Genomic DNA, 19,848 nt, shown 5'->3' on the forward strand with positions numbered 1-19,848 from the left:
GTGCGCTCTTTTTTATCCCTAAAATCCCTTTTATCCTGTTCATCCCATACCTATTTTTTTGGTTGATGAGGACGCCAACCCTCCTTTTTTTGGTTGGCGAGGACGCCAACCCTCCTACTCTTTTTGGTTGGCGAGGACGCCAACCCTCCGGATTTTTTATCTGCGTAATCTGTGAAATCTGTGAGAGCCATTCTTTTTTTATCTGTGAAATCTGTGTAATCTGTGAGAGCTATTCTTTTTTATCTGCGTGCGTTTTATATTATATCCACCCACGCTATTCCCTTATCCATATCTATTTTGTAAATAATAACTTTGCCTCTTTCTGTTGCCGGGTAGCTTTCGCTTTTAGCAGTAATTACAAATCCCCAGGGAATAAGTTCCAACCGCAAATAGCCATTGAGTCCTTTTCTAAAATATGTTTCCAGAGGGATGTTGATCCAGCTTTGCTGTAAATATTTCAACACCCAATAGCGTTCACTTTTATGAGCTATTTCTTTAATATATTGCAGTTGTTTTTCCAGGCAGGGAATATCTTTTTCCAATTCTTCCTTACTGAAGGGAGGTTTTTTCCCCTGTAAAATTGCTGTAATTTGCATTTGATTAACTAAATCCACATAGCGTCTTATGGGAGAAGTTGAATGCAGATAGGCAGATACCCCAATGCCGGGATGAAATTCCGGTTCCGTGGATAAATATGCCTGAAGGGATAGCGTATTATCATTAGAATCTGTATGTTGGCTTATATTGCGGTAAATTACAGGTATATTATGTTTTAAGGAAAAATCTGCCAGGCAGGAATTATACAGAATCATTAGTTCTTCCACAATTTTTCTGGCTGGACTTTGAGTATCCACACATTTCGCTTCCAAGCCCTGTTCCGTAGCTGTAATGTAATAATAGTAGCGTCCGTTTTCGGTAAGGGAATTTGCTCCTCTTTTTTGTGCCAGCTCAATACTCATCCGATTTAGAGGTGAAAAAAGCTCTCGGGCTATTTGTTTATCCACTTCCTGATAACTGAAATTAGTTTCTATGGCTACATTCATTCTTGTAATTTCGTAATGCTGCAATGTATAATTATCATCTAACCAAATAGTTAACGCAAGCACAGGATGTTCGCTATTTTGAATTAAGCTAAATTCTTGTTCAGAATAAGGGAAAGGAAAAAGAGGAATCACTGCATTTGCAGTATATAGAGAAGAGACCCTTTTTTGAGCTTGGGCAAAAAGTCCTCCCTGTAAATTAAGCCGTTCTGCAACCGCACTAACATAGAGATGTAATTTCCAAAAAGAACCCTCGCGGGTAAGATAGATTGCATCATCAAAATCCTTGGTGGTCTCATCATCTATGCAAAAAGCTTTTGCCAAAGGTCTTGTTTTATCCCAAGGCAAAAGTTCTTCACTACATAGCAAAGCGGAAAAGCCAACAGGAATTCCCGCACCGGCAATAACAGGATCAATATCTTCAGGTGTTTCTCCACAGAATTTCCGAAACTGCAAAATTGCTTCCTCCTGATTGAATTGAGGAAATCGGGCAGAGATTAGTTCCAGTAACTTTTGGGGTTTCTTATCCGTTTGCAGTTTCGGTAACCAGCAATAAAGCTGATGTTGATTCTCCTTGCTTAAATCGGCTCCTTTCAGCCAGGCATCAATATCCTGTAAAAACTGCTGTTCTTCTTGCTGTTTTTCCAGCTTTTGTTTATAGAGAAGGGATTCCGTCAGTGTTTTTAACCGGTATTTATCTTTTTTGCAGCTTATTTTATCTGGAGCGTTATGCAAATATAGATAGAGAGCAAAAATCCGGATATCATCTTGCAGCTTTAGTTTCTCAGCAATTTCCTGAAGAGTAAATTCGCTTTCTGCCAAGAAACTAAAAGCGGATTCTTCAAATTGCTCTGCGTAATTATAGACCTCTTTGCGGAAAGCTTGTATTCCCTTAACCGGCTCACTTTCCGGATGTTTTTCTCTGCCTTGTAGAACAAAACGGGCAGCAGAAAAAACAATGAGAATTCCCTCCTCCGTTATAACCTGATAATAGCTATTTTTTAAAGCATTCAAGTAGCCAAACTTAAGAATTCCCTTCTCGTAATAGGCAACAAAAGTAGGTAATGGTATATCTGCCAATTTGTTATCTCACTATTTTTATTGGCGCCCCAGAGATGACTTGAACATCCGACCAACGGTTTAGGAAACCGCTGCTCTATCCACTGAGCTACTGGGGCGCATTTTTTTATTTACCAATCTTGACAGTGGGCTTTTTTGTCAAGTTTACATTGACAGCCAATCGCTATTTAAAAAAATGAGAGTTCTTAGCATTGTAGCTAATATACGGAAAAAAAGGAAAAAAGAGAAAATGAAAATAGCAATCGTTGGTGCAACAGGTGAAGTAGGCAGAATGATGATTACCTGCCTGGAGGAAAGCAATTTAACTATTTCCGAAGTGGATTTATATGCTTCCAAAAGGTCTGCAGGAACTGTTCTGTATTATACCGATCAACCTTTAAAAGTACAGGAACTGAAAGAGGATTCGTTATTGAAACATTATGACTATGTTCTATTTTCAGCTGGAGCTGGGGTTGCCAAAACTTATGCCCCCATTTCCGCTCAAGCATCTGAAATAGTAATAGATAACTCTTCCGGTTTTAGAAGAGAGCCCAATATTCCTCTTGTCGTTCCGGAAGTGAATGGAGAATTACTTTTAAGCTATAGTGGCATAGTTGCCAATCCTAATTGTTCAACCATCCAGATTATCTTACCCTTGGCTGTTTTAGATAAACTCTTTTGCCTGAAAAAACTGATTGTCTCTACCTATCAATCAGTTTCCGGAAGTGGACATCAGGGCATTGTAACTTTGTTAAATCAACGCAAAGGGAAAAAGGATAAGGGTATTTATCCTCATCTGATAGATTTGAATGTTATTCCTCAAATAGGGGGTATTTTAGATAGCGGATATTGTCAGGAAGAAGAGAAAATGCACTTTGAAAGTCGTAAGATACTGAATAAGTGGGATTTGCTTGTTAGCGCTACAACAGTTCGCGTTCCAGTTATTTATGGACATAGCGTTGCAGTATATGCAGAATTTGAAAAAGAGGTAGATATCCCCAAGGCAGAAAAGACATTACAAAATTCTCCCCGTATTGTCTATTATCCCAATACCTATATTACTCCTCTGGATTTGGGCTCTTCCAATGACTCGCATATATGCAGATTGCGTTCTGGAACCGATGAAAAATCCCTGAATTTCTGGAATGTAGGCCATAATGTTCGTTTAGGCGCTGCAGCGAATGCAGTTAATATCTTAATAACTCACGCAAAATATGCCGGTCGTTTATAAAGATGGATATTATTGAATTGCGGCATAAACTGCATCGCATTCCGGAACTGGCTTTTCAGGAATTTAAGACCAAAGCTTTGCTGGAAGAAAGCATCCGGGAAATTCTTGAAAAGCAATCAAAGCATATTTGGAAATTACATTATTTTCAAAATAGTCCCGGTTTACTTTTAGAATATACTATTACCAATGAGCCATACATTTTATTTAGAGCCGATATGGATGGTTTGCCTGTTTGGGAAAAAACGGGGGTTGATTATGCTTCGGAACATTCCGGTTTGATGCATGCCTGTGGACACGATGTCCATTTAAGCATTTTGCTCGGTTTAATTCAATCAGTTGCATCTTCCTTGCCGAAGCGTAATCTGCTATTTCTTTTTCAGCCGGCAGAAGAAGGTGAAGGTGGAGCTCAAAGTGTTCTTGCGGAAGGTATTTTGCAAAAGTTTGAAGTTGATTCCGCTATCGCTTTGCATATAGGCAGCGACCTTCCTGTGGGCACAGTTTCCACCAGGGAAGGTATCTTTTTTGCTGTTCCGCAGGAATTCAATGTTTGTTTTTACGGAAAAGCAGCTCATATTGCCTTCCCCGAAAAAGGAATTGATGCCCTCTCAGCCGGAATTATGTTTATGAATACTATTCAGCGAAAGCTGGCTGAATTCAAAAAACAGGAACGCATCATTTTTCATATCGGTAAAATGACCGCCGGCACCATTCGTAATATTATTGCCGATAAATGTGTTTTGGAAGGAACTCATCGTTCTCTTTCCCGAAAAACAAGTCAAAAAATAAATGGCATCATAGAAGAGACCACAAATCTGGTAGCGGCGAAAACGAAAACCAAAGGCGAAGCTATATTTCTTGCTTCCTACGATCCCGTGATCAATAATCCGGAATTAGTTAAGCGATTACAGTATATTTGCCTGCAGCTGAAAATAAACTTTCTCCCTGCAGAGATAGCTATGACGGGAGAGGACTTTGGTTATTTCACAACTTTATATCCCGGATTGCTTTTTTGGCTGGGTAGTGGATGTCCCTATCCTTTGCATTCGGATCAATTCCTGCCTAAGGATGAATGCCTGGAAACAGGGATAAAAATTTTGAGGGCTTTCCTGGAATAGGGTTTAAATTGGTAACAAGGATTTTAGGATTAAAGGAATACAAGGAATTTTATCAGGAGTCCATACTGCTGAATAACTTTGCAGATAGAATTTAAGTTATTCAGCAGAAAGAACTCCTGTATTTTGTGGAGGTTGATGAGGACATCAACCATCCCGTAATCACCTTATTTCATCAGCAGCATTTTATGGGTTGCCTGATAGTTTCTGCTCTGTAAGCGGTAGAAATATACTCCGGAGGCAACACTGCGTTCATTTTCATCTTTTCCGTTCCAAACCAAGGTATGCATTCCCGAAGGTAAATCCTTATTTACTAAACTTTTTACCACTTGCCCTTTAAGGTTATAAATAACTAAAGAGGTCTTACCGGGTTTGGCAAGCGTGAAAGAAATAGTAGTAGTAGGATTAAAAGGATTGGGATAATTTGCGTTGAGTTTGGTTACTAAAACGGGAATTTCATTACCCTGATTTCCTTCATAAGGTAAAGCTATATTTAATATCGGGCTTGGTGTTCCATCCGCATTCTGATATTTAACTACGATATAGAATTTATATTGCCCATACAAAGTGAGCACTTCGTGATAAAAGGTCTCTGGGGAATCCTGAACAAGGTAAAATTGATCAGTATTGAATTTGCGATATACTTTAAAACCCACTATAGGTAAAACAGTATCCTCCGGTGCATTCCAATAGATATACAAATCACCTGTTTCATTATCTCCCGTATAGTTAATGCTTTGTGGTTGAGGTAAATCTATCAGGGTAAATTCTGTATAATGCACAGGATTTTCCGGAGTGATAATAATGGAAGTTAAAGTTGATGATTGATGATATGGCATAGTAGCAGTTACCGTATGAATTCCATTGGGTAAAAAGAGAATAAAATTACCTTCGGAATCCGGATTACAGGTAAATCGTTGATTAGATTTAAGAGTTGCCATTGAGGGATCAAGACCCGAACTGGGAAAAACAACGCCATATAGATAACCTGTTTTCATAATTACATTGTTGAGGTTAAAATTGTCTATAAACCATCCTACCCCTCCTGTTGCCCCATCTGAGCCAAAACGAAAACGGAACATCACATTCTGCCCTGCATATTGAGTAAGGTCAAAGCTTGCAGACAGCCAACCGCTGGAATTTCCTGTCCAACCCTGTTCCCCATTCAATCCGTTTAAAGAATTTCCGTTATAACCATTTACCGGATATAGCAAATTCCAGGCATTTCCGTTATTGGTGGAAATTGCTACATTGCCTCCATCATAACCATATTCACAGGAATAATAATGCATAAACTGCAACTGACTGTTTTCCCCTAATAAAAACTTTGGAGAATAAAGATTGTAAGTAACAAGATCAGGATAAGTTCCGCCTAAATTCGTTGCCCAAACCTTAGTTCCGGAATAAGGAGTTACTTGAACGGGAGTTCCCCATGTCCAACCTGTTTCAGAACTGAATAAACCGTTATTCAGCTCAAAATCCTGAAACACACCTGCATTATTGTAATTAATATTAAAAGTAGTACTGGTGGAGCTTCCATTAGCTGCCATAGCAGTAAATATAAAGGGAATTTGCGTAATAGAGGGCTCCAGCGATGTAGTATTGATGGAGAAAGAGGTCTGATAGATTTCGTTTGGTCCGATTGCCTCCACTGCAATAATCGGATTCTCTATCAAAACCTGCTGCAGAGAAGAACTTAATGTTGCCTGAATATCCGTTGCCTTTACAGCAGCGGTATTTTCCAGATTAACTATCAGGTTAAATGGTTCTCCGGCAGTTATTATTCCATCATAAGTTCCCAGGTGGTCATCTATAAAATAGGAATTATAACTTAAACAGGAGGCGGAAACCTGTAAACTGAAATAGCGTGTCCATTGCATTTCTCCGGCTGTAATTAACAGGTCAAAATTTACTACTTGGGCATCGGGACAGTTTCCGGCAATGGTGAAAGTGAAGGGCTGTTTATTTACACCATCCATTCCTGGTTCAAGAGGATAATATTCAGCAACGGCATTGGTTATTGTTACATATTGATTAGTAGTGCTGATTTGTCCAATTACATTTTCTGCCGTAAGATTCCCGGCATTTTGGATTTTCGTTCCCACTTCCACAATTTCACTTGGTTCGCAGATTCCATTCATATTGGAATCAGTGATATAAGTTGCTTCCAAAATTAGATGAGCAGATGAATGATAGATGGGAACATTGGTAATAAATAATGCCTTACCGTTACTTAAGGGAGCTGCAGCAGTAGGATAGCTATTATTAAAAGTATATTCCAAACCCACTTGCCCTGTATGATCTTCAATTCCGATAGTGCAATAGTTACCGTGTCTGTTTCCGGATTGAGAATCAATATTATTGAATGTTTGATATTGGAATTTGATAGGTCCGTCTCCAAAACTTGTAGGATAAGCTGCCTGGTCGTATAAAATACACTGGAAAGTTTCTAAGGCAGTTCCCCCATTGCCATTTTTCAGTTTATACCATTCTATTATAAAGGAATGATGATTACGGTCAAACCAGGTATAAATTCCACTCCCTGTTGCAGTTGCCAAATCATCCCAGAAGGGAGCAATCATAGGATTGGGACCCATAGGACCGGGTATCCGGTAATTCCTAAATTCCGCATTGGCAGTAACCCCCATAGCAATAAAACCATTGGAACAGACAGTTATTTGATTGTAGAGGATGCCATAAAACTGAAAAGGAAAAGGTAAGGATACAACTTCCAAAGCATCAGAACCAACTTGATCGCCTTCATTATTACTATTGAAACCATCAGAAATAGCTAAGGTAGTTCCCAAACCACCTTCCAAAGGCGAAATCTCAATCCAGTCATAAACCGCGGCTTCGGCATAATTAGTATCTGACCAATCATAAATTACATAGCCATAAGTATCAGGACCAAGAGGATCGTGTTGAGATACCAACCCTACCGTAAATGAAAAATCCAAATATTGTTCAAAACCATTGGCATTGTATAGCTTAAGGCGCATAGGAATAATCATTCCGGGTAAAACTTCCGGTCGGGCAATAAGAGCAAAACGATTAGTTCCACAAGTAACCTGAACTCCCGTAGGTAAATTACCGAATTCGGCATCGGCATCACTAACTCCAACTAAGTCATTCTGGGTATATAAAATGCCCATAATATTCTCTGCTTCTACGGTTCCGGTATTTTTAACCGTAATACTGAATTCTGCTGTTTCTCCCGGATCAAGATGTTGATTATTACTATCTATTACCAGGTAGGAACCAAATTCTACAAAGGGCGCTTCCACAGAAATAAATTCGGAAATATGATACAATGTAGAATTGGCATCACTCAGGTTCAAATATAACCGCAACATTGTTTGATGAGGAGTATTAGGGGCTATCTGAATAACTATTGGTAAAGTGTTTACTCCTGACTGTCCACCTGATATTGCAGGATAGCTAATAAGGGAATCTGCTATTGTAATATATGGGCTGTTGGAACTGATTGTGCCGGTTATTCCACTGATAACACTCATTCCCGTATTGGTTAAACCAATATTCAATTCAATTGTTTCTCCGCTTCCGGCAATTGCATTTCCATTACCTTGCGAAGGAGCTATGCTATCATCATCAATTGCTATACTTCCAGGAACCAGAGTAGCAATACTTTGCACAGGAATTATCATTTGACTGGGCTTAAAATTATGTTTACTAACTGTTAAAGTTGCATTTCCGGCAAGCATATCGGAAGGAAGAACTAAAATAGCTGTTCCATCAGCTCCCGTATAATTGCGGGCTAAAATAATACCTCCCATATTTAAAACTACTGCTGCACCTTCTACAGGATTTCCCGTATTATCATGAACTGCTACATCGTATAAACTTAAACCTAAAGGAATGGAAGTTTCTGCAACTACATTAAATTGAGACGGGATTCCAGTAAAGACCTCCATCGTGGGATCACCCATCAAATTACACCAGGCAGCAAAATCAATTGCATCACTCGGTGAGGAAACACCAAAAAGCTGATTTAAATATAAACGCCCGTTTAATAATGCTTCACCCATAGATCGCATTTCATAAGCAAAAATTCCGGCAAAGATTCCTCCGTGGATAGCATTATTGAAGGTAGTATGCGTGCTGGAGGTACACATTCCTATTCCGGTTACTGCACCCTTGGGAGCTGCAATAGTTCCATAGCGGACCATTCCTTCCACTTCTCCGGTGGAATTGTAATTATTGGTACCACAGGTAATATTTACGGCATGAAATAGTTTATAACCATTGTATAGAGAGGATTCGTCAGGTGGGACCCAATCAATATAACCTCTGAAACTATAAAAGCCCACTCCCTGATTTAGGGTCTGATTAATAATTGAGTAGTTAGGAGAAGAACCATAATCCTCTGTAAAAGTATAATCAGGATTGGTAAGTAAACTCATTTCCTTGATATACTTTTGAATATACATCGTAGAAATCCCGGATGGAGAATTATCTCCCGAAAGCATCATTCTATTTAACCAACTGGCATTAGCTATATTAATATCGCGTTCATAAAGATAAATTTTATTTAGAACTACCAGAAACTGCGATAAGTTCTCAACTGAAATACGCCCGATAAAACAATCGCCCAATTGATCGGTCCCTGCCAAAAAAGTATAATTATAGTCCGTTGCTCCACTGGATTGAGTATAATAAGGAATTGTATAACTGCCTACTGTATCACCTATAAAAACAACAAAATCAGGACGGGTTTCAACATTATTATATTTATTTTGGATATAATTTTTTATGCTGGTAGTGGAATTTCCTGCTTCGCTGGTAGCAGTGCTGGCAACCATTACATCCGCACCTTTCTGTTTTTTCCAGAGCACATACTCATTCAGGGCATTGGCAAAATTCGTATCGGTGTTGTTACCATAAATAATTAAATAGCGGGGTGGAGTATTAGCTACCATTGTATTACGGTAATCATTGAAGTTCAATATTATGGATTCATAAATCTTGGCAAAACTGGCGGAAATATTTGTCGGTTCACTTACCAGTTCATTTATTCCCTGTTCATCTGTAAAATTCAACCGGAAGGAGATATCTTGATAAACTGTTAAATCTCCACTTTGAGCATTGTAAGCGAAAGGATTTATTTGGATAGTAATAATCCGAAAGTCCCTTAAAATACTTGGTTCACTAATTTCCATCAGGGTTTCGGGATAGGTGCCTCCGCTATTATAATAACTATTGTTTATTACAAAGCTCTTGGGGCTTTCCAAATTATTTCCCTGTTGCACGGGATAGGGAAGAAAATCGGGAATAACGGTTTGTCGGGTAGTAAGCACTTCAAAATTTACGGTTCCTTTACAGGGAATGGCTATGGAAGTGCAAATTACAGGTAATTCCGGCATTCCGGAATCTAACAGGGTTCCGGAAAGAGGGAGCTCTATTTTCCGGTAAACCGTTTCACCTTGTGTTTCTTCCTGCAAGGTATATTCCGGTAAAGTAAAATTTACTTGCAGATAAGAGCTGTTTTTAACTCCCAAAGTGAAAGCGGAATTTAAATTAGCCGGCAGGTCATTTTCTCTATCGGCATAAGCGATGCTTAATGCCAGCAATGCCATTATCAGGATAATATTTCTCTTCATTGGACTTCCTTTATATACGGATAGGATAGTTCCTAAATGAAGCAAAAATTATTCCAATGAATATCAAAGATTATAGTATAGCATAAACTCCTGAGGATGGGGACGCGCTGAAATTGCCTCAAATTCCTTCATTTTTATTTCAATATGGCTTTCAATCAAGTCCTCGTTAAAAACATTTCCTTCCAGTAAAAATTGGTGGTCATCTTTCAGTGCCTGCAGTGCTTCTGCAAGATTGGCAGGAATAGAAAGCAATTGTGCTTTTTTATCTTCACTCCAGGCAAAAACATTATCATCATAAGGACCCAGATTATATTTGGCAGGATCAACCCGATTTTTAATACCATCCAAGCCAGCTAATAAAATTGCACTCATCGCCAGGTAAGGATTGCAGGTTCCGTCACCGGTTCTAAATTCAAAGCGTTTTGTTTCAGGTGTATTAGCATATTTGGGAATCCTGATAGCGGCACTACGATTGGCAAGACCATAGAATAATTTTACCGGTGCTTCAAAACCAGGCAGCAGTCGTTTGAAACTATTGGTTGAAGGATTGGTGAGAGCAACTAAGGCACGACCGTGAATTAAAATTCCCCCAATAAACCAAACTGCTTCTTCGGAGAGGTCTGCATAGCCACCTTTTTTATAGAACAGGTTTTTCCCGTCTTTATGCAGCATAATATGAAAGTGCATTCCGTTTCCGGCATTGCCAAAAACCGGTTTAGGCATAAAAGTTGCCGTAAGCCCATATTGCAAAGCGGTTCTGCGAATAATATCCTTCATAATCATTACATCATCACAAATTCGGGGAAAGGCAAGCAGTTCCGTTTCTATTTCTTCCTGCGCAGAAAGACCAACTTCATGATGATGATAACGAACTTTAATATCCTGCTCTTCAATAAGTTCCACAATTTTTTGCCGAATTTCATAGAACTGATCAAAAGGGGTATCTATATGATAACCCTTCATCCCTTGCATAGAAAGCGCATCCAGGTCTTCATTTTCCTCCGGAAGAGCTTCTTTGCATTCACTGGAGGTTATATTATAACCTGCGGAATAAGAATCAGAGTAATATTGAACGGAATCAAAAAGATGAAATTCCAGTTCCGGTATCCAAGTGGACATATCGGCTATGCCTGTGGAAAGCAAATATTGATGAGCCCTGAGAGCAACACTGCGAGGGTCTTTTTTTACTCCGATCCGGGTGTCCGCATCACAAATTGAACATAGCATTCTCAGTGTTGGGGTCTCATAAAACGAATCAAGATGAGCTGTTTCGGCATCAGGCATTAAAACCATATCGCCACTTTCCACACTTCTCATTCCAGGAATGGAAGAACCGTCAAAGGGTATTCCAATTTCCATCACTTCCGCTATATTCCGCGCTGGAAAAGTAATATGATACCATTTGCCATCCAAACCGCAATATTTAAGGTCTATGGCTTTCACTTTATTTGCCTGGATCATCTGTTGTAATTCCTTCAGTTCCATTTTAGTTCTCCTTATTCTTTTATTTAATTCTTTTTTAGCTGGAAAACGACATCTTGTCGTTTTTCCTATAAACCGGGCTATCCAGTTTTCTATTAAGTAACTTCAGACATCTGTTGCTGGAATTTACGAGGACTTCAACATTTCGGTTTCCGGCGTTATTTTTAGTCCCCAAAATCCTTTTCCTCCGGTTCATCACAATGAGGCAATATTTTGTAGCTGCACTCCCATTATTTGCATTACGAAATTTACCGGTGGAATAATGATTTTCCCAATAATATTCCAACCCAGCAAAGTAGTAATTATAATAAATGCAAATAAATACATCATTCCTTTGCGTTCCTGCATCGTCCATTTATAATATGCCTGATCAGTTAAAAACATTCCAATTACTTTTGAGCCGTCCAAAGGGGGCACCGGAATCAGATTAAAAAAAGCAAGCAGGAGATTAAGGTAGATTACAAAGAAACAAATATATTGGATTAAAACCGAAAAACCGCATAGATGAAAGATCAGGGCAAAAAAGATTGCCAGCAGAAAATTGGCAAGAGGTCCTGCCAATCCTGTTAATCCGGAATCTCTTTTATAATTTTTGAAATTATGAGGATTGAAAGGAACCGGCTTAGCATAACCATATATGAAACCAGCTGTTAAATATAAAAATAACGGCAAGATCACAGTTCCAAACCAATCAATGTGTTTCAAGGGATTCAATGTTAAACGCCCTGCTCTTTTAGCAGAATCATCACCCAGCCAGTATGCCATTAGAGAGTGGCAGAATTCATGGATAATAATGCTGTAAAAAACCAGAACAATTACTACCGCATTTAGCAGAAGCTGAGGTATATTAGGACTTTTCATATCTTCTTTATCTTTATGTAATTCCGTTTTCCGGCGCGAATGATATCTCCGTTTTTAAGATTAACTACAGTATCAAAGGCAGTAACCTTTTCTCCGTTTAAGGATACAGCTCCGCTTTGAATAAGTCGTTTGGCTTCACCGTTAGTTGCACATATTCCACTATCCACCAAAAGCTTGGACAATTTGCAGCTACTTTCGTGAACAGCAAAATCGGGTATATCAGAGGGAATTTCCTTGAAGGAAAATTGTTTTTCAAAAGCAAGTTCTGCCTCACTTGCCTCTTCTGCACTATGATATAATGTAACGATTTCCCTGGCTAAGCGTTTTTTAATCAGCATTGGGTTAGTTCCGGATTCCAGTTCTTTTTTAATTTTTTCAATTTCTTCTTCGGGCAGGGTTGTAGCATAATAGAAATAGTTCAAAATTATATTATCCGGAATGGACATCACCTTGCCGTATTTTTCTTTGGGAGAATCAAATACGGCAATATAGTTATTAAGTGATTTGCCCATTTTATTCACGCCATCCGTTCCAATTAGAATAGGAGATAGGATAGCAACCTGTTCTTCCAAGCCAAAATGGTGTTGCATATCTCTTCCACAGAGAATATTGAATTTTTGTTCCGTAGCCCCGAGTTCAACATCGCTATTAATGGCAACGGAATCATAACCCTGCAAAACAGGATACAGAAGTTCATGCATTCCCAAAGCTAAACCCTGTTCATAACGCTGACGAAAAGTTTGATGTGCCATAAATTGAGCTAAGGTAAACTTTCCCATCAATTTAATTACTTCGCTCATCCCCATATTTTTAAACCATTCACTTTGATAACGAACTTCCGTTTGCTCCGGTTTAAGCACTGTAAATAATTGCTCCATAAATCGTTCGCTGTTTTTTTTCACTTGTTCAGCTGTTAAGGGAGGACGGCTTTCATCCCTGCCTGTAGGATCACCAATTTGAGCAGTAAAATCTCCGATAATAATTACTCCGATATGACCTAAATCCTGAAATTGACGCATCTTCCGAATAGGGACTAAATGTCCCAAATGCACATCACAACCTGTAGGATCAATACCGTATTTTATTCTAAGCGGATTGCCCGTCTTTTCTGCTTTGGCAAATTTAGCTTTCAGTTCTTCCAGAGTTATTATTTCATCCACACCTCTGCTGATTAATTTCAATTCTTGTTCGTAAGCCATTTAATCATCCTGTTTTCAATATATTACTTATTTGGGGACAGGAACGGAGAAGCCAATATTTGTCAAGGTGGAAAACAGTATTAGAAAAAGGTATTAGACGCAGCGTAAATCCCTCGTTAAAAAAGGTTGAGACCACCGGAAGGTTGACCTCCCGGTCAACCAAAAACTCGGAAGGTTGACATCCCGGTCAACCACAAAATCGGAAGGTTGACCTCCCGGTCAACCAAAAAAACCGGATGGTTGATGTCCTCATCAACCACAAACCGGAAGGTTGACCTCCCGGTCAACCCAAAAACCGGAAGCACCTAAAATAAACAAAAAATCCCTAAAATCCCTTGAATCCTGTTCATCCCCTGCCTATTCATCCAAAATCCTGTTCATCCCTCACCTATTAAATCTGTGTAATCCGTGAAATCTGTGAGAGCTAAAACTTTCAATCCCCCAAAGAGATTCCCAACCCCCTTGCAGTAGCAACAAGATCGGAATTTACATCAATGTAATTATATTTTTCAATGGCTTCGGTTAAAGGGACAGCAACAATATCGGGATGACGATAAGCGACCATAGAACCCCATTTTTCTTCTAAAACCAATTCCACTGCTTTCACCCCAAACTGGGAAGCCAGTATTCTATCAAAGGCATTGGGAGTTCCACCTCGTTGTAAATGCCCTAAAATAGTTACCCGAATATCAATTGTGCAGCCGGCATTTTTAAGTTCTTGAGCCAAACGCAAACCGGCTCCTCCCAATTTTATTTTCATTGCGCCCGGTTCGTCACTCTCAATATAAATCATTTCTCCATCAACAGGTCTGGCTCCTTCGGCAATTACAATATTAGCAAAATCGTGTCCTCTATCAACCCGTTCATTGATGGCTTGCATAATGTTATTGATATTATAAGGAATTTCCGGAATGAGGCAAACCTCTGCCCCACCTGCAATTGCAGAATGGAGAGCAATCCATCCGGCAAAACGGCCCATAACTTCCAAAATTAAAATACGATGATGGCTGGCTGCAGTAGTAACAAGTTTATCCACAGCATCGGTAGCAATATCCACTGCGGTTTGAAAACCAAAGGTAAAATCCGTAGCGGAAAGATCGTTATCAATAGTTTTGGGAACTCCGATAACCGGACAACCCAATTCAAAAAGCTGTTGAGAAATGCGTTGTGATCCATCTCCTCCGATATTGATTAGTGCTTCAATATTTTGGTAACGAAGGCGTTCTAAAAAATCTTGGGAGCGATCTACGGTAGTCCAGGTTCCGTCAGAATTTTTTATAGGCCAGTTAAAAGGACCGCCTATATTGGTAGTTCCGATTATTGTTCCCCCCTGAACATGAATTCCGACAACTCTTTCAGGAGTTAGTTCCACAATATGCATCGGGTCTCGTAAAACGCCATTGAAGGCATCAATGCTTCCTAAGACCTCCCAATTATGTTCCAGAGACGCTCTTTTTACGATAGCTCTAATAACAGCATTGAGTCCAGGACAATCACCTCCGCCGGTTGCAACAAGTAGTCGTTTTTTCATAATTCCGCCTTTTTTTCAGGAAACACCCAAACCAGGTTTGAGGTATTTTCGGTTGATTATATATCCCTTTTAATCAATACTCTGTAGCCGGAAAGTTCTTTAAAGCCGAATTTTTCGTAAAGATGCCAGGCAGCGGGATTATTTACATTTACTTCCAGTTTTAGTTGATAGCCAATTTCGTTTGCCAGGGCAATACATTCTTCCATAAGCTTAGTTCCAATACCTTGATTTTGTTTTTCGGGTAGAACAGCCATGTGATGAATGTAAAGACGGCGGGAATCATTAGTTATCCATACAGTTCCAACAACATTTTCATCCTCTTCCGCTAAAATTAATACTCCTGTTTCGCTCAGATTATCTTGCACGGTTTTTAAGGAATCTTTACGCTCCGGATTGCTGATTCCTGTTCTCTCCCAAAGCCGGGAGACCTGCAGAAAAAGTTCGTCATTTAGCTGTTTAGTTCTTTTAACGGTAATCATCTCAGCCCAGTTCCTGCATTTTAAAAATATCGGGATGACGCGTGAAACGAAAAACGGTATCCCAAACTACTACAAATAACACCTTGGGATCGTTATCTACCATCATCAGATAATGCCCTTGGGTATAGTCAATAAATTTCAATTCCTGCAGCCGATTATTAGTTAAATATAGCTTAACCGTGCAATAGGGCTGCTTAAATTTCTCAGCATATTCAGCTTGGGCATTATCTACAAAGATATAGGTTTGCAGATTCTCCAGAACATTAAGAATTTTAATCATTGCTCTGTTTGCCGGATAAATATTAAATTCCTGATGGGCATCGTGATAGGTCCATTGGTAACCCTCTCGGGTAAGAGTATATTTATTTTTCGGATGAGTAACTTCAATTTTAAGCAGCTCATTCTCTTTATGGCTAACAATATGAGGAGAACGCCAATTAGCTAATTCCGCGTTGTAATTATTAGTAACTTTAGCTTTCAGCTGATAAATTTTGGTGGAACCGGCATAGCGAAAATAATCATAGGGATTGTTCAGATTGCTGAACAGAGTATGAATGCTTTTGTGCCCGTCACTTACAATTATATGCAATGCCTCTTCATCTTTCTGATGAAACTTTTCAATCGCTTCTTTACCTGTTCCCATTGGAGTTGTAGCATACTTAGCGGTAATCACCTCTCTGAAAAGATCGTGAATTTTTAAGCTATCCGCTTCCCAATGGACAGGGTATTCCAACCTCCAAATATTCTTTTGTTTAACCATTCTTAAAGTATCCTGCGCATCAAAAATCTCAATCCGTTTAATTGCCAAAGTATCCAAAGCAAAAACAGGAGCCAGTTTTTCTCTTGGACTGGTAGTTCTTAACAGAAAATATAATCCGATTAAGATAATTAACAACAGCAGTAAAATTAGTTTAGACCTCTTCATCTTGTAGCCCTATAGTGCGTTTACGATTTAGCGCAATTATGCCGCCAATGGCAATAAGAATTAAGGACGGTAAGATAGTTGCAGTAAGTTTTATTCCCAGTTTTATTCTTTGTTCCGTTTTTGCCGGATCACCCCAGGCAAGTTCTTTCTTATTAATATAATAAGGAATATCCAGAATACTTTCCTGCAAATGCCGAGACCTGATACTAAGCATATCATTGCGTTCCATCAGCCAGTCCACAGCATTAAGAATAAGCTGAAAGCGGTTATCATAAATAGGTTTATCGGAATCAACATAAAGTTCCCGATCTCCGAAAACAACTATCTTACCATCCTGAACGGTAGAAACGAAACCGGGATTGCGGGATTCGGGCTTATCGGTAAAATAGCTGGTAAATTTACCTTCCACAATTGCTCCAAGCGGAATAGGAGGATTTTGAAATACATCCGGATCGGGATGTAAAAACAAACGGGAATCCAATTGATAATCGGGTCCTTCCAAAAGAGCGCTTTTGGTAGAAGTAGCTAATATCGCTTGGAATTTCAAACCGGGCTTTCTGTTAAAAATGATGCCGTTACCCATATAAATTACGATGTTGGAAATATTGCGGGTAATGGGATGTTCTGAACCTCGCAGAACAGGATAAATCGGAAAAGAGATATTGGTATCCACACCCATCTGTCTGGAATCGCAAAAAATATCCATAGCTAAGTCACTGCTGAACTTGATGCCGTAGTTTTCCAGAAAATCAAACAAGTTGGACTGCAGTTCCCAAACCCGTTCACCGTCTGAAATAACTTTATCTGCTAAAACAACCAGTTTACCGCCTTTCATAATATATTGATCCAGATTGTAAAGTTGAACAGGAGATAAAGAAGCATAGCCGGAATGAAAAATCAGCACCGGTGTTTGTGCCAGTGGTTCCATTAAATTGGTAAAATGGATATTGTAATTGGCACTGAGTTCATCAGCATATTTCTGTTTAGGCATCAATAAATATAGCGAATCCGCAAAAGCAGAAATATCTGGCAATGTATAACGCGAAATTTTCTGTATTTTCAGGGTCATTGCATATTCCAGCTGGCTTTGCATTTTAGGCAACACATTCATAGATTCAAAATTGCCCTGATATTCAAAAACGAGCCCATAGACAATTTCTTTGGTAGTTGTCTTATCATTTTCAAATATGCGGAAATACATTGTTCCGATTCCAAATTGATTAGCTTTGTTTTTCAGTTCTTCCTGCGTAGGTCCGTTAATTACTTCGTAGTGGAATTTTCCTTTCCCGGCTTGTTTATATTCTTCTAAAAGGTCTTTCACATAACGGTCTAAAACCAGCATCTCAGCAGGCAGTTCCTTGCTGGTATATAATTTAACTACCATATTATCTTTCAATTTCCCTACCGCTTGCTTACTAACCGCAGAAAGGGAATATGCCTTATTCCTGGAAAAATCCCATCGGACTTTAGCATAAGAACCAATCAGCAAAATCATCAAGATTAAAGCCAGCTTAATCAGCAAGTTGGATAATATGGAACCGGTTTTTTTGGGCTGTTTCATCTTTAGCGCTCCTGCATCATATTCCTGCTTTGCAAATTAAACTGAGCCAGCAAAGCAAAAATAACTGTAACTGCAAGGAAAAAAAGAATATCCCGAGTATCTATCACTCCCTTCAGAAAACTGCTCAAGTGATAATCAAAACTTAAGTATTGCACAACCGGTAACAGAGAAAAAGGCAATATGGGTAAAATAAATTTCAATACATAAAAAACAGCCGAAATAAGCAACGCAAGCACAAAAGCAAGAATTTGATTACTGGGAAAACTGGAGGCAAAGACACCAATAGCAGTATATGCCAAACCGGCAAAAACAAGCCCGATATAGCCACAAATAATAGCTCCATAATCAATTCCTTCGCCGAAAATGACAATTATGCCGAAAAACACTAAAGAAAGGACTAAAATCGTTAATATCTGCAAAAAGACAGCCAGAATTTTTCCCCAGATAATGGAGGAAAGTTTTACCGGTAAAGTAGATAGTAATTCCAAAGTTCCGCTCTGTCTTTCTTTGGCTATGCTGCCCATAGTGATGGCAGGAATATAAAACAAAAAGACAATATGGATAATTTCAAATAAAAATCGCAATTCCGCTCTGGCTATTTTAAACACCATATTGGAAAAAATGAGACCGATAATAACTAAAAACAGGATAAAGACAATATAAGTGGAAACAGAACGCAGGGCAAGTTCATAGTCCTTTTTGGCAATTGTGAAAACTGTTCTCATTTCTGCTCCTTAATTTCTTCTGCTGCATCAGGTTCATTTAGTTCTACCGGAGATATTTCTTCCTGATTTGCATTTTCGGACAGTTCAGATTCGCTACTGTCCGCTCCTGTAAGTTCATAGAAAATAGATTCCAAACTTATATTGCCGGAGGATAATTCTAAAATCAGCCAACCCTTGTCACTAATAAAGCGTGAAAGTTCCTGCCGTAAATCTATCTCGGGTGTTTCATAAAATACAATTTTACAGCTGTTTTCATCCCGGGATAAGATTTCCAGCTCTAAAGAAGGATGCAAAGCTAAAAAAGCAGAAAAATCTATATTCTCACCTTGCACTTCCAGATTGAGTATTTTACTTCTTTTCAGGTAACCGGGCAATTTTTCAATAGCATCATCCACAATAATTTTACCTTTACTAATGATTACCACTCTATCACATAATGCCTGCACTTCCTGCATAATATGGCTGGAAAGCAACACCATTTTTTCTTTCCCCAAGTTACGGATAAGTTCACGAATTTCAATAATTTGATTGGGGTCAAGACCGGAGGTTGGTTCATCCAGAATTAAAATCCGGGGGTCGTGTAAAATTGCCTGTGCCAGACCTGTTCTTTGTCTATAGCCCTTGGAAAGAGTTCCAATTCTTTGAAATAATACTTCTTTCAGTCCACAGTTTTTTACTACGAATTTTAAGCGTTCCTGAAAATAATCCCTTTTCAACCGGCGTAAAGAGGCAAAATATGCTAACGCTTCAAACACCGTCATATCATCATAAAGAGGATTTTGTTCCGGTAAATAGCCAATTTGCCTGCTGGCTTTTAGCGGATCGGCAAAAATGCTTACTCCATCAATTTCTATGTTTCCGGAATTTGGTTGCAGGTAACCTACCATCATTCTTAAAGTGGTAGTTTTTCCAGCACCGTTAGGACCTAAAAATCCGACTATTTCCTGATCTCTGATACAGAAACTGATTTCATCCACAGCTTTAAGAGAACCGAAATTGCGGCTTAGTTTATCTATCTTGATCAT

At 39.0% G+C, this 19,848-nt stretch carries 13 protein-coding genes and 1 tRNA gene; 2 read left to right on the top strand and 12 right to left on the bottom strand.

Annotated features, from left to right (window positions below):
* Positions 1 to 254 precede the first annotated feature (254 nt).
* Positions 255 to 2,120 carry an RNB domain-containing ribonuclease gene (locus PLE33_05375; protein ID HPS60675.1) on the bottom strand — a complete coding sequence of 622 codons (1,866 nt, stop codon included), beginning with the start codon at positions 2,118 to 2,120 and terminating at the stop codon, positions 255 to 257.
* A 22-nt stretch (positions 2,121 to 2,142) separates the two neighbouring features.
* Positions 2,143 to 2,218, bottom strand: a tRNA-Arg gene (locus tag PLE33_05380).
* Between the two features lie 131 nt (positions 2,219 to 2,349).
* Here PLE33_05380 and PLE33_05385 point away from each other — a divergent pair.
* Positions 2,350 to 3,330: an aspartate-semialdehyde dehydrogenase gene (locus tag PLE33_05385; protein ID HPS60676.1), complete on the top strand. Its 981-nt coding sequence runs from the start codon at positions 2,350 to 2,352 to the stop codon at positions 3,328 to 3,330.
* Between the two features lie 2 nt (positions 3,331 to 3,332).
* Complete coding sequence (locus PLE33_05390; GenBank protein ID HPS60677.1) at positions 3,333 to 4,445, top strand: amidohydrolase; 1,113 nt, start codon at positions 3,333 to 3,335, stop codon at positions 4,443 to 4,445.
* A 164-nt stretch (positions 4,446 to 4,609) separates the two neighbouring features.
* Here the strand turns inward: PLE33_05390 and PLE33_05395 are convergent, their stop codons facing one another.
* The 10 genes from PLE33_05395 to PLE33_05440 form a co-directional block, all read right to left on the bottom strand.
* The gene (locus tag PLE33_05395) at positions 4,610 to 10,060 is read right to left on the bottom strand and encodes a C25 family cysteine peptidase (GenBank protein ID HPS60678.1); all 5,451 of its coding nucleotides are present in this window, start codon (positions 10,058 to 10,060) and stop codon (positions 4,610 to 4,612) included.
* A gap of 63 nt (positions 10,061 to 10,123) precedes the next feature.
* Positions 10,124 to 11,545, bottom strand: coding sequence for a type I glutamate--ammonia ligase (gene glnA, locus PLE33_05400; protein HPS60679.1), 1,422 nt, complete (start codon positions 11,543 to 11,545; stop codon positions 10,124 to 10,126).
* A gap of 192 nt (positions 11,546 to 11,737) precedes the next feature.
* On the bottom strand, positions 11,738 to 12,403 hold the full coding sequence (locus PLE33_05405; GenBank protein HPS60680.1) for a site-2 protease family protein: 666 nt from the start codon (positions 12,401 to 12,403) through the stop codon (positions 11,738 to 11,740).
* Entirely contained in the window at positions 12,400 to 13,602 is a 1,203-nt protein-coding gene (gene tyrS, locus PLE33_05410) for a tyrosine--tRNA ligase (GenBank protein ID HPS60681.1), read from the bottom strand. Before tyrS ends, PLE33_05405 begins: the two co-directional genes overlap by 4 nt.
* Before the next feature lie 433 nt (positions 13,603 to 14,035).
* Positions 14,036 to 15,133, bottom strand: coding sequence for an ATP-dependent 6-phosphofructokinase (locus PLE33_05415; protein HPS60682.1), 1,098 nt, complete (start codon positions 15,131 to 15,133; stop codon positions 14,036 to 14,038).
* Positions 15,134 to 15,189: 56 nt separating this feature from the next.
* On the bottom strand, positions 15,190 to 15,612 hold the full coding sequence (locus PLE33_05420; GenBank protein ID HPS60683.1) for a GNAT family N-acetyltransferase: 423 nt from the start codon (positions 15,610 to 15,612) through the stop codon (positions 15,190 to 15,192).
* Position 15,613: 1 nt separating this feature from the next.
* The gene (locus PLE33_05425) at positions 15,614 to 16,537 is read right to left on the bottom strand and encodes a DUF4340 domain-containing protein (GenBank protein HPS60684.1); all 924 of its coding nucleotides are present in this window, start codon (positions 16,535 to 16,537) and stop codon (positions 15,614 to 15,616) included.
* On the bottom strand, positions 16,524 to 18,098 hold the full coding sequence (locus PLE33_05430) for a GldG family protein (protein ID HPS60685.1): 1,575 nt from the start codon (positions 18,096 to 18,098) through the stop codon (positions 16,524 to 16,526). The genes PLE33_05425 and PLE33_05430 overlap by 14 nt, the downstream gene beginning before the upstream one ends.
* A gap of 2 nt (positions 18,099 to 18,100) precedes the next feature.
* The gene (locus PLE33_05435; protein HPS60686.1) at positions 18,101 to 18,823 is read right to left on the bottom strand and encodes an ABC transporter permease subunit; all 723 of its coding nucleotides are present in this window, start codon (positions 18,821 to 18,823) and stop codon (positions 18,101 to 18,103) included.
* Positions 18,820 to 19,848, bottom strand: a complete 1,029-nt coding sequence (locus PLE33_05440; GenBank protein HPS60687.1) for an ATP-binding cassette domain-containing protein — start codon at positions 19,846 to 19,848, stop codon at positions 18,820 to 18,822. Before PLE33_05440 ends, PLE33_05435 begins: the two co-directional genes overlap by 4 nt.

It is taken from the genome of Candidatus Cloacimonas sp., from assembly GCA_035403355.1.
Taxonomy (GTDB): Bacteria; Cloacimonadota; Cloacimonadia; order Cloacimonadales; family Cloacimonadaceae; genus Cloacimonas.

Bases quoted from the DNA above. Each gene is read 5' to 3' on its own strand.
- glnA (HPS60679.1), bottom strand. From the start codon at position 11,545: ATGGAACTGAAGGAATTACAACAGATGATCCAGGCAAATAAAGTGAAA.
- PLE33_05435 (HPS60686.1), bottom strand. From the start codon at position 18,823: ATGAGAACAGTTTTCACAATTGCCAAAAAGGACTATGAACTTGCCCTG.
- PLE33_05385 (HPS60676.1), top strand. From the start codon at position 2,350: ATGAAAATAGCAATCGTTGGTGCAACAGGTGAAGTAGGCAGAATGATG.
- PLE33_05405 (HPS60680.1), bottom strand. From the start codon at position 12,403: ATGAAAAGTCCTAATATACCTCAGCTTCTGCTAAATGCGGTAGTAATT.
- PLE33_05430 (HPS60685.1), bottom strand. From the start codon at position 18,098: ATGAAACAGCCCAAAAAAACCGGTTCCATATTATCCAACTTGCTGATT.
- PLE33_05415 (HPS60682.1), bottom strand. From the start codon at position 15,133: ATGAAAAAACGACTACTTGTTGCAACCGGCGGAGGTGATTGTCCTGGA.
- PLE33_05425 (HPS60684.1), bottom strand. From the start codon at position 16,537: ATGAAGAGGTCTAAACTAATTTTACTGCTGTTGTTAATTATCTTAATC.
- PLE33_05390 (HPS60677.1), top strand. From the start codon at position 3,333: ATGGATATTATTGAATTGCGGCATAAACTGCATCGCATTCCGGAACTG.
- PLE33_05395 (HPS60678.1), bottom strand. From the start codon at position 10,060: ATGAAGAGAAATATTATCCTGATAATGGCATTGCTGGCATTAAGCATC.
- tyrS (HPS60681.1), bottom strand. From the start codon at position 13,602: ATGGCTTACGAACAAGAATTGAAATTAATCAGCAGAGGTGTGGATGAA.
- PLE33_05420 (HPS60683.1), bottom strand. From the start codon at position 15,612: ATGATTACCGTTAAAAGAACTAAACAGCTAAATGACGAACTTTTTCTG.
- PLE33_05440 (HPS60687.1), bottom strand. From the start codon at position 19,848: ATGATCAAGATAGATAAACTAAGCCGCAATTTCGGTTCTCTTAAAGCT.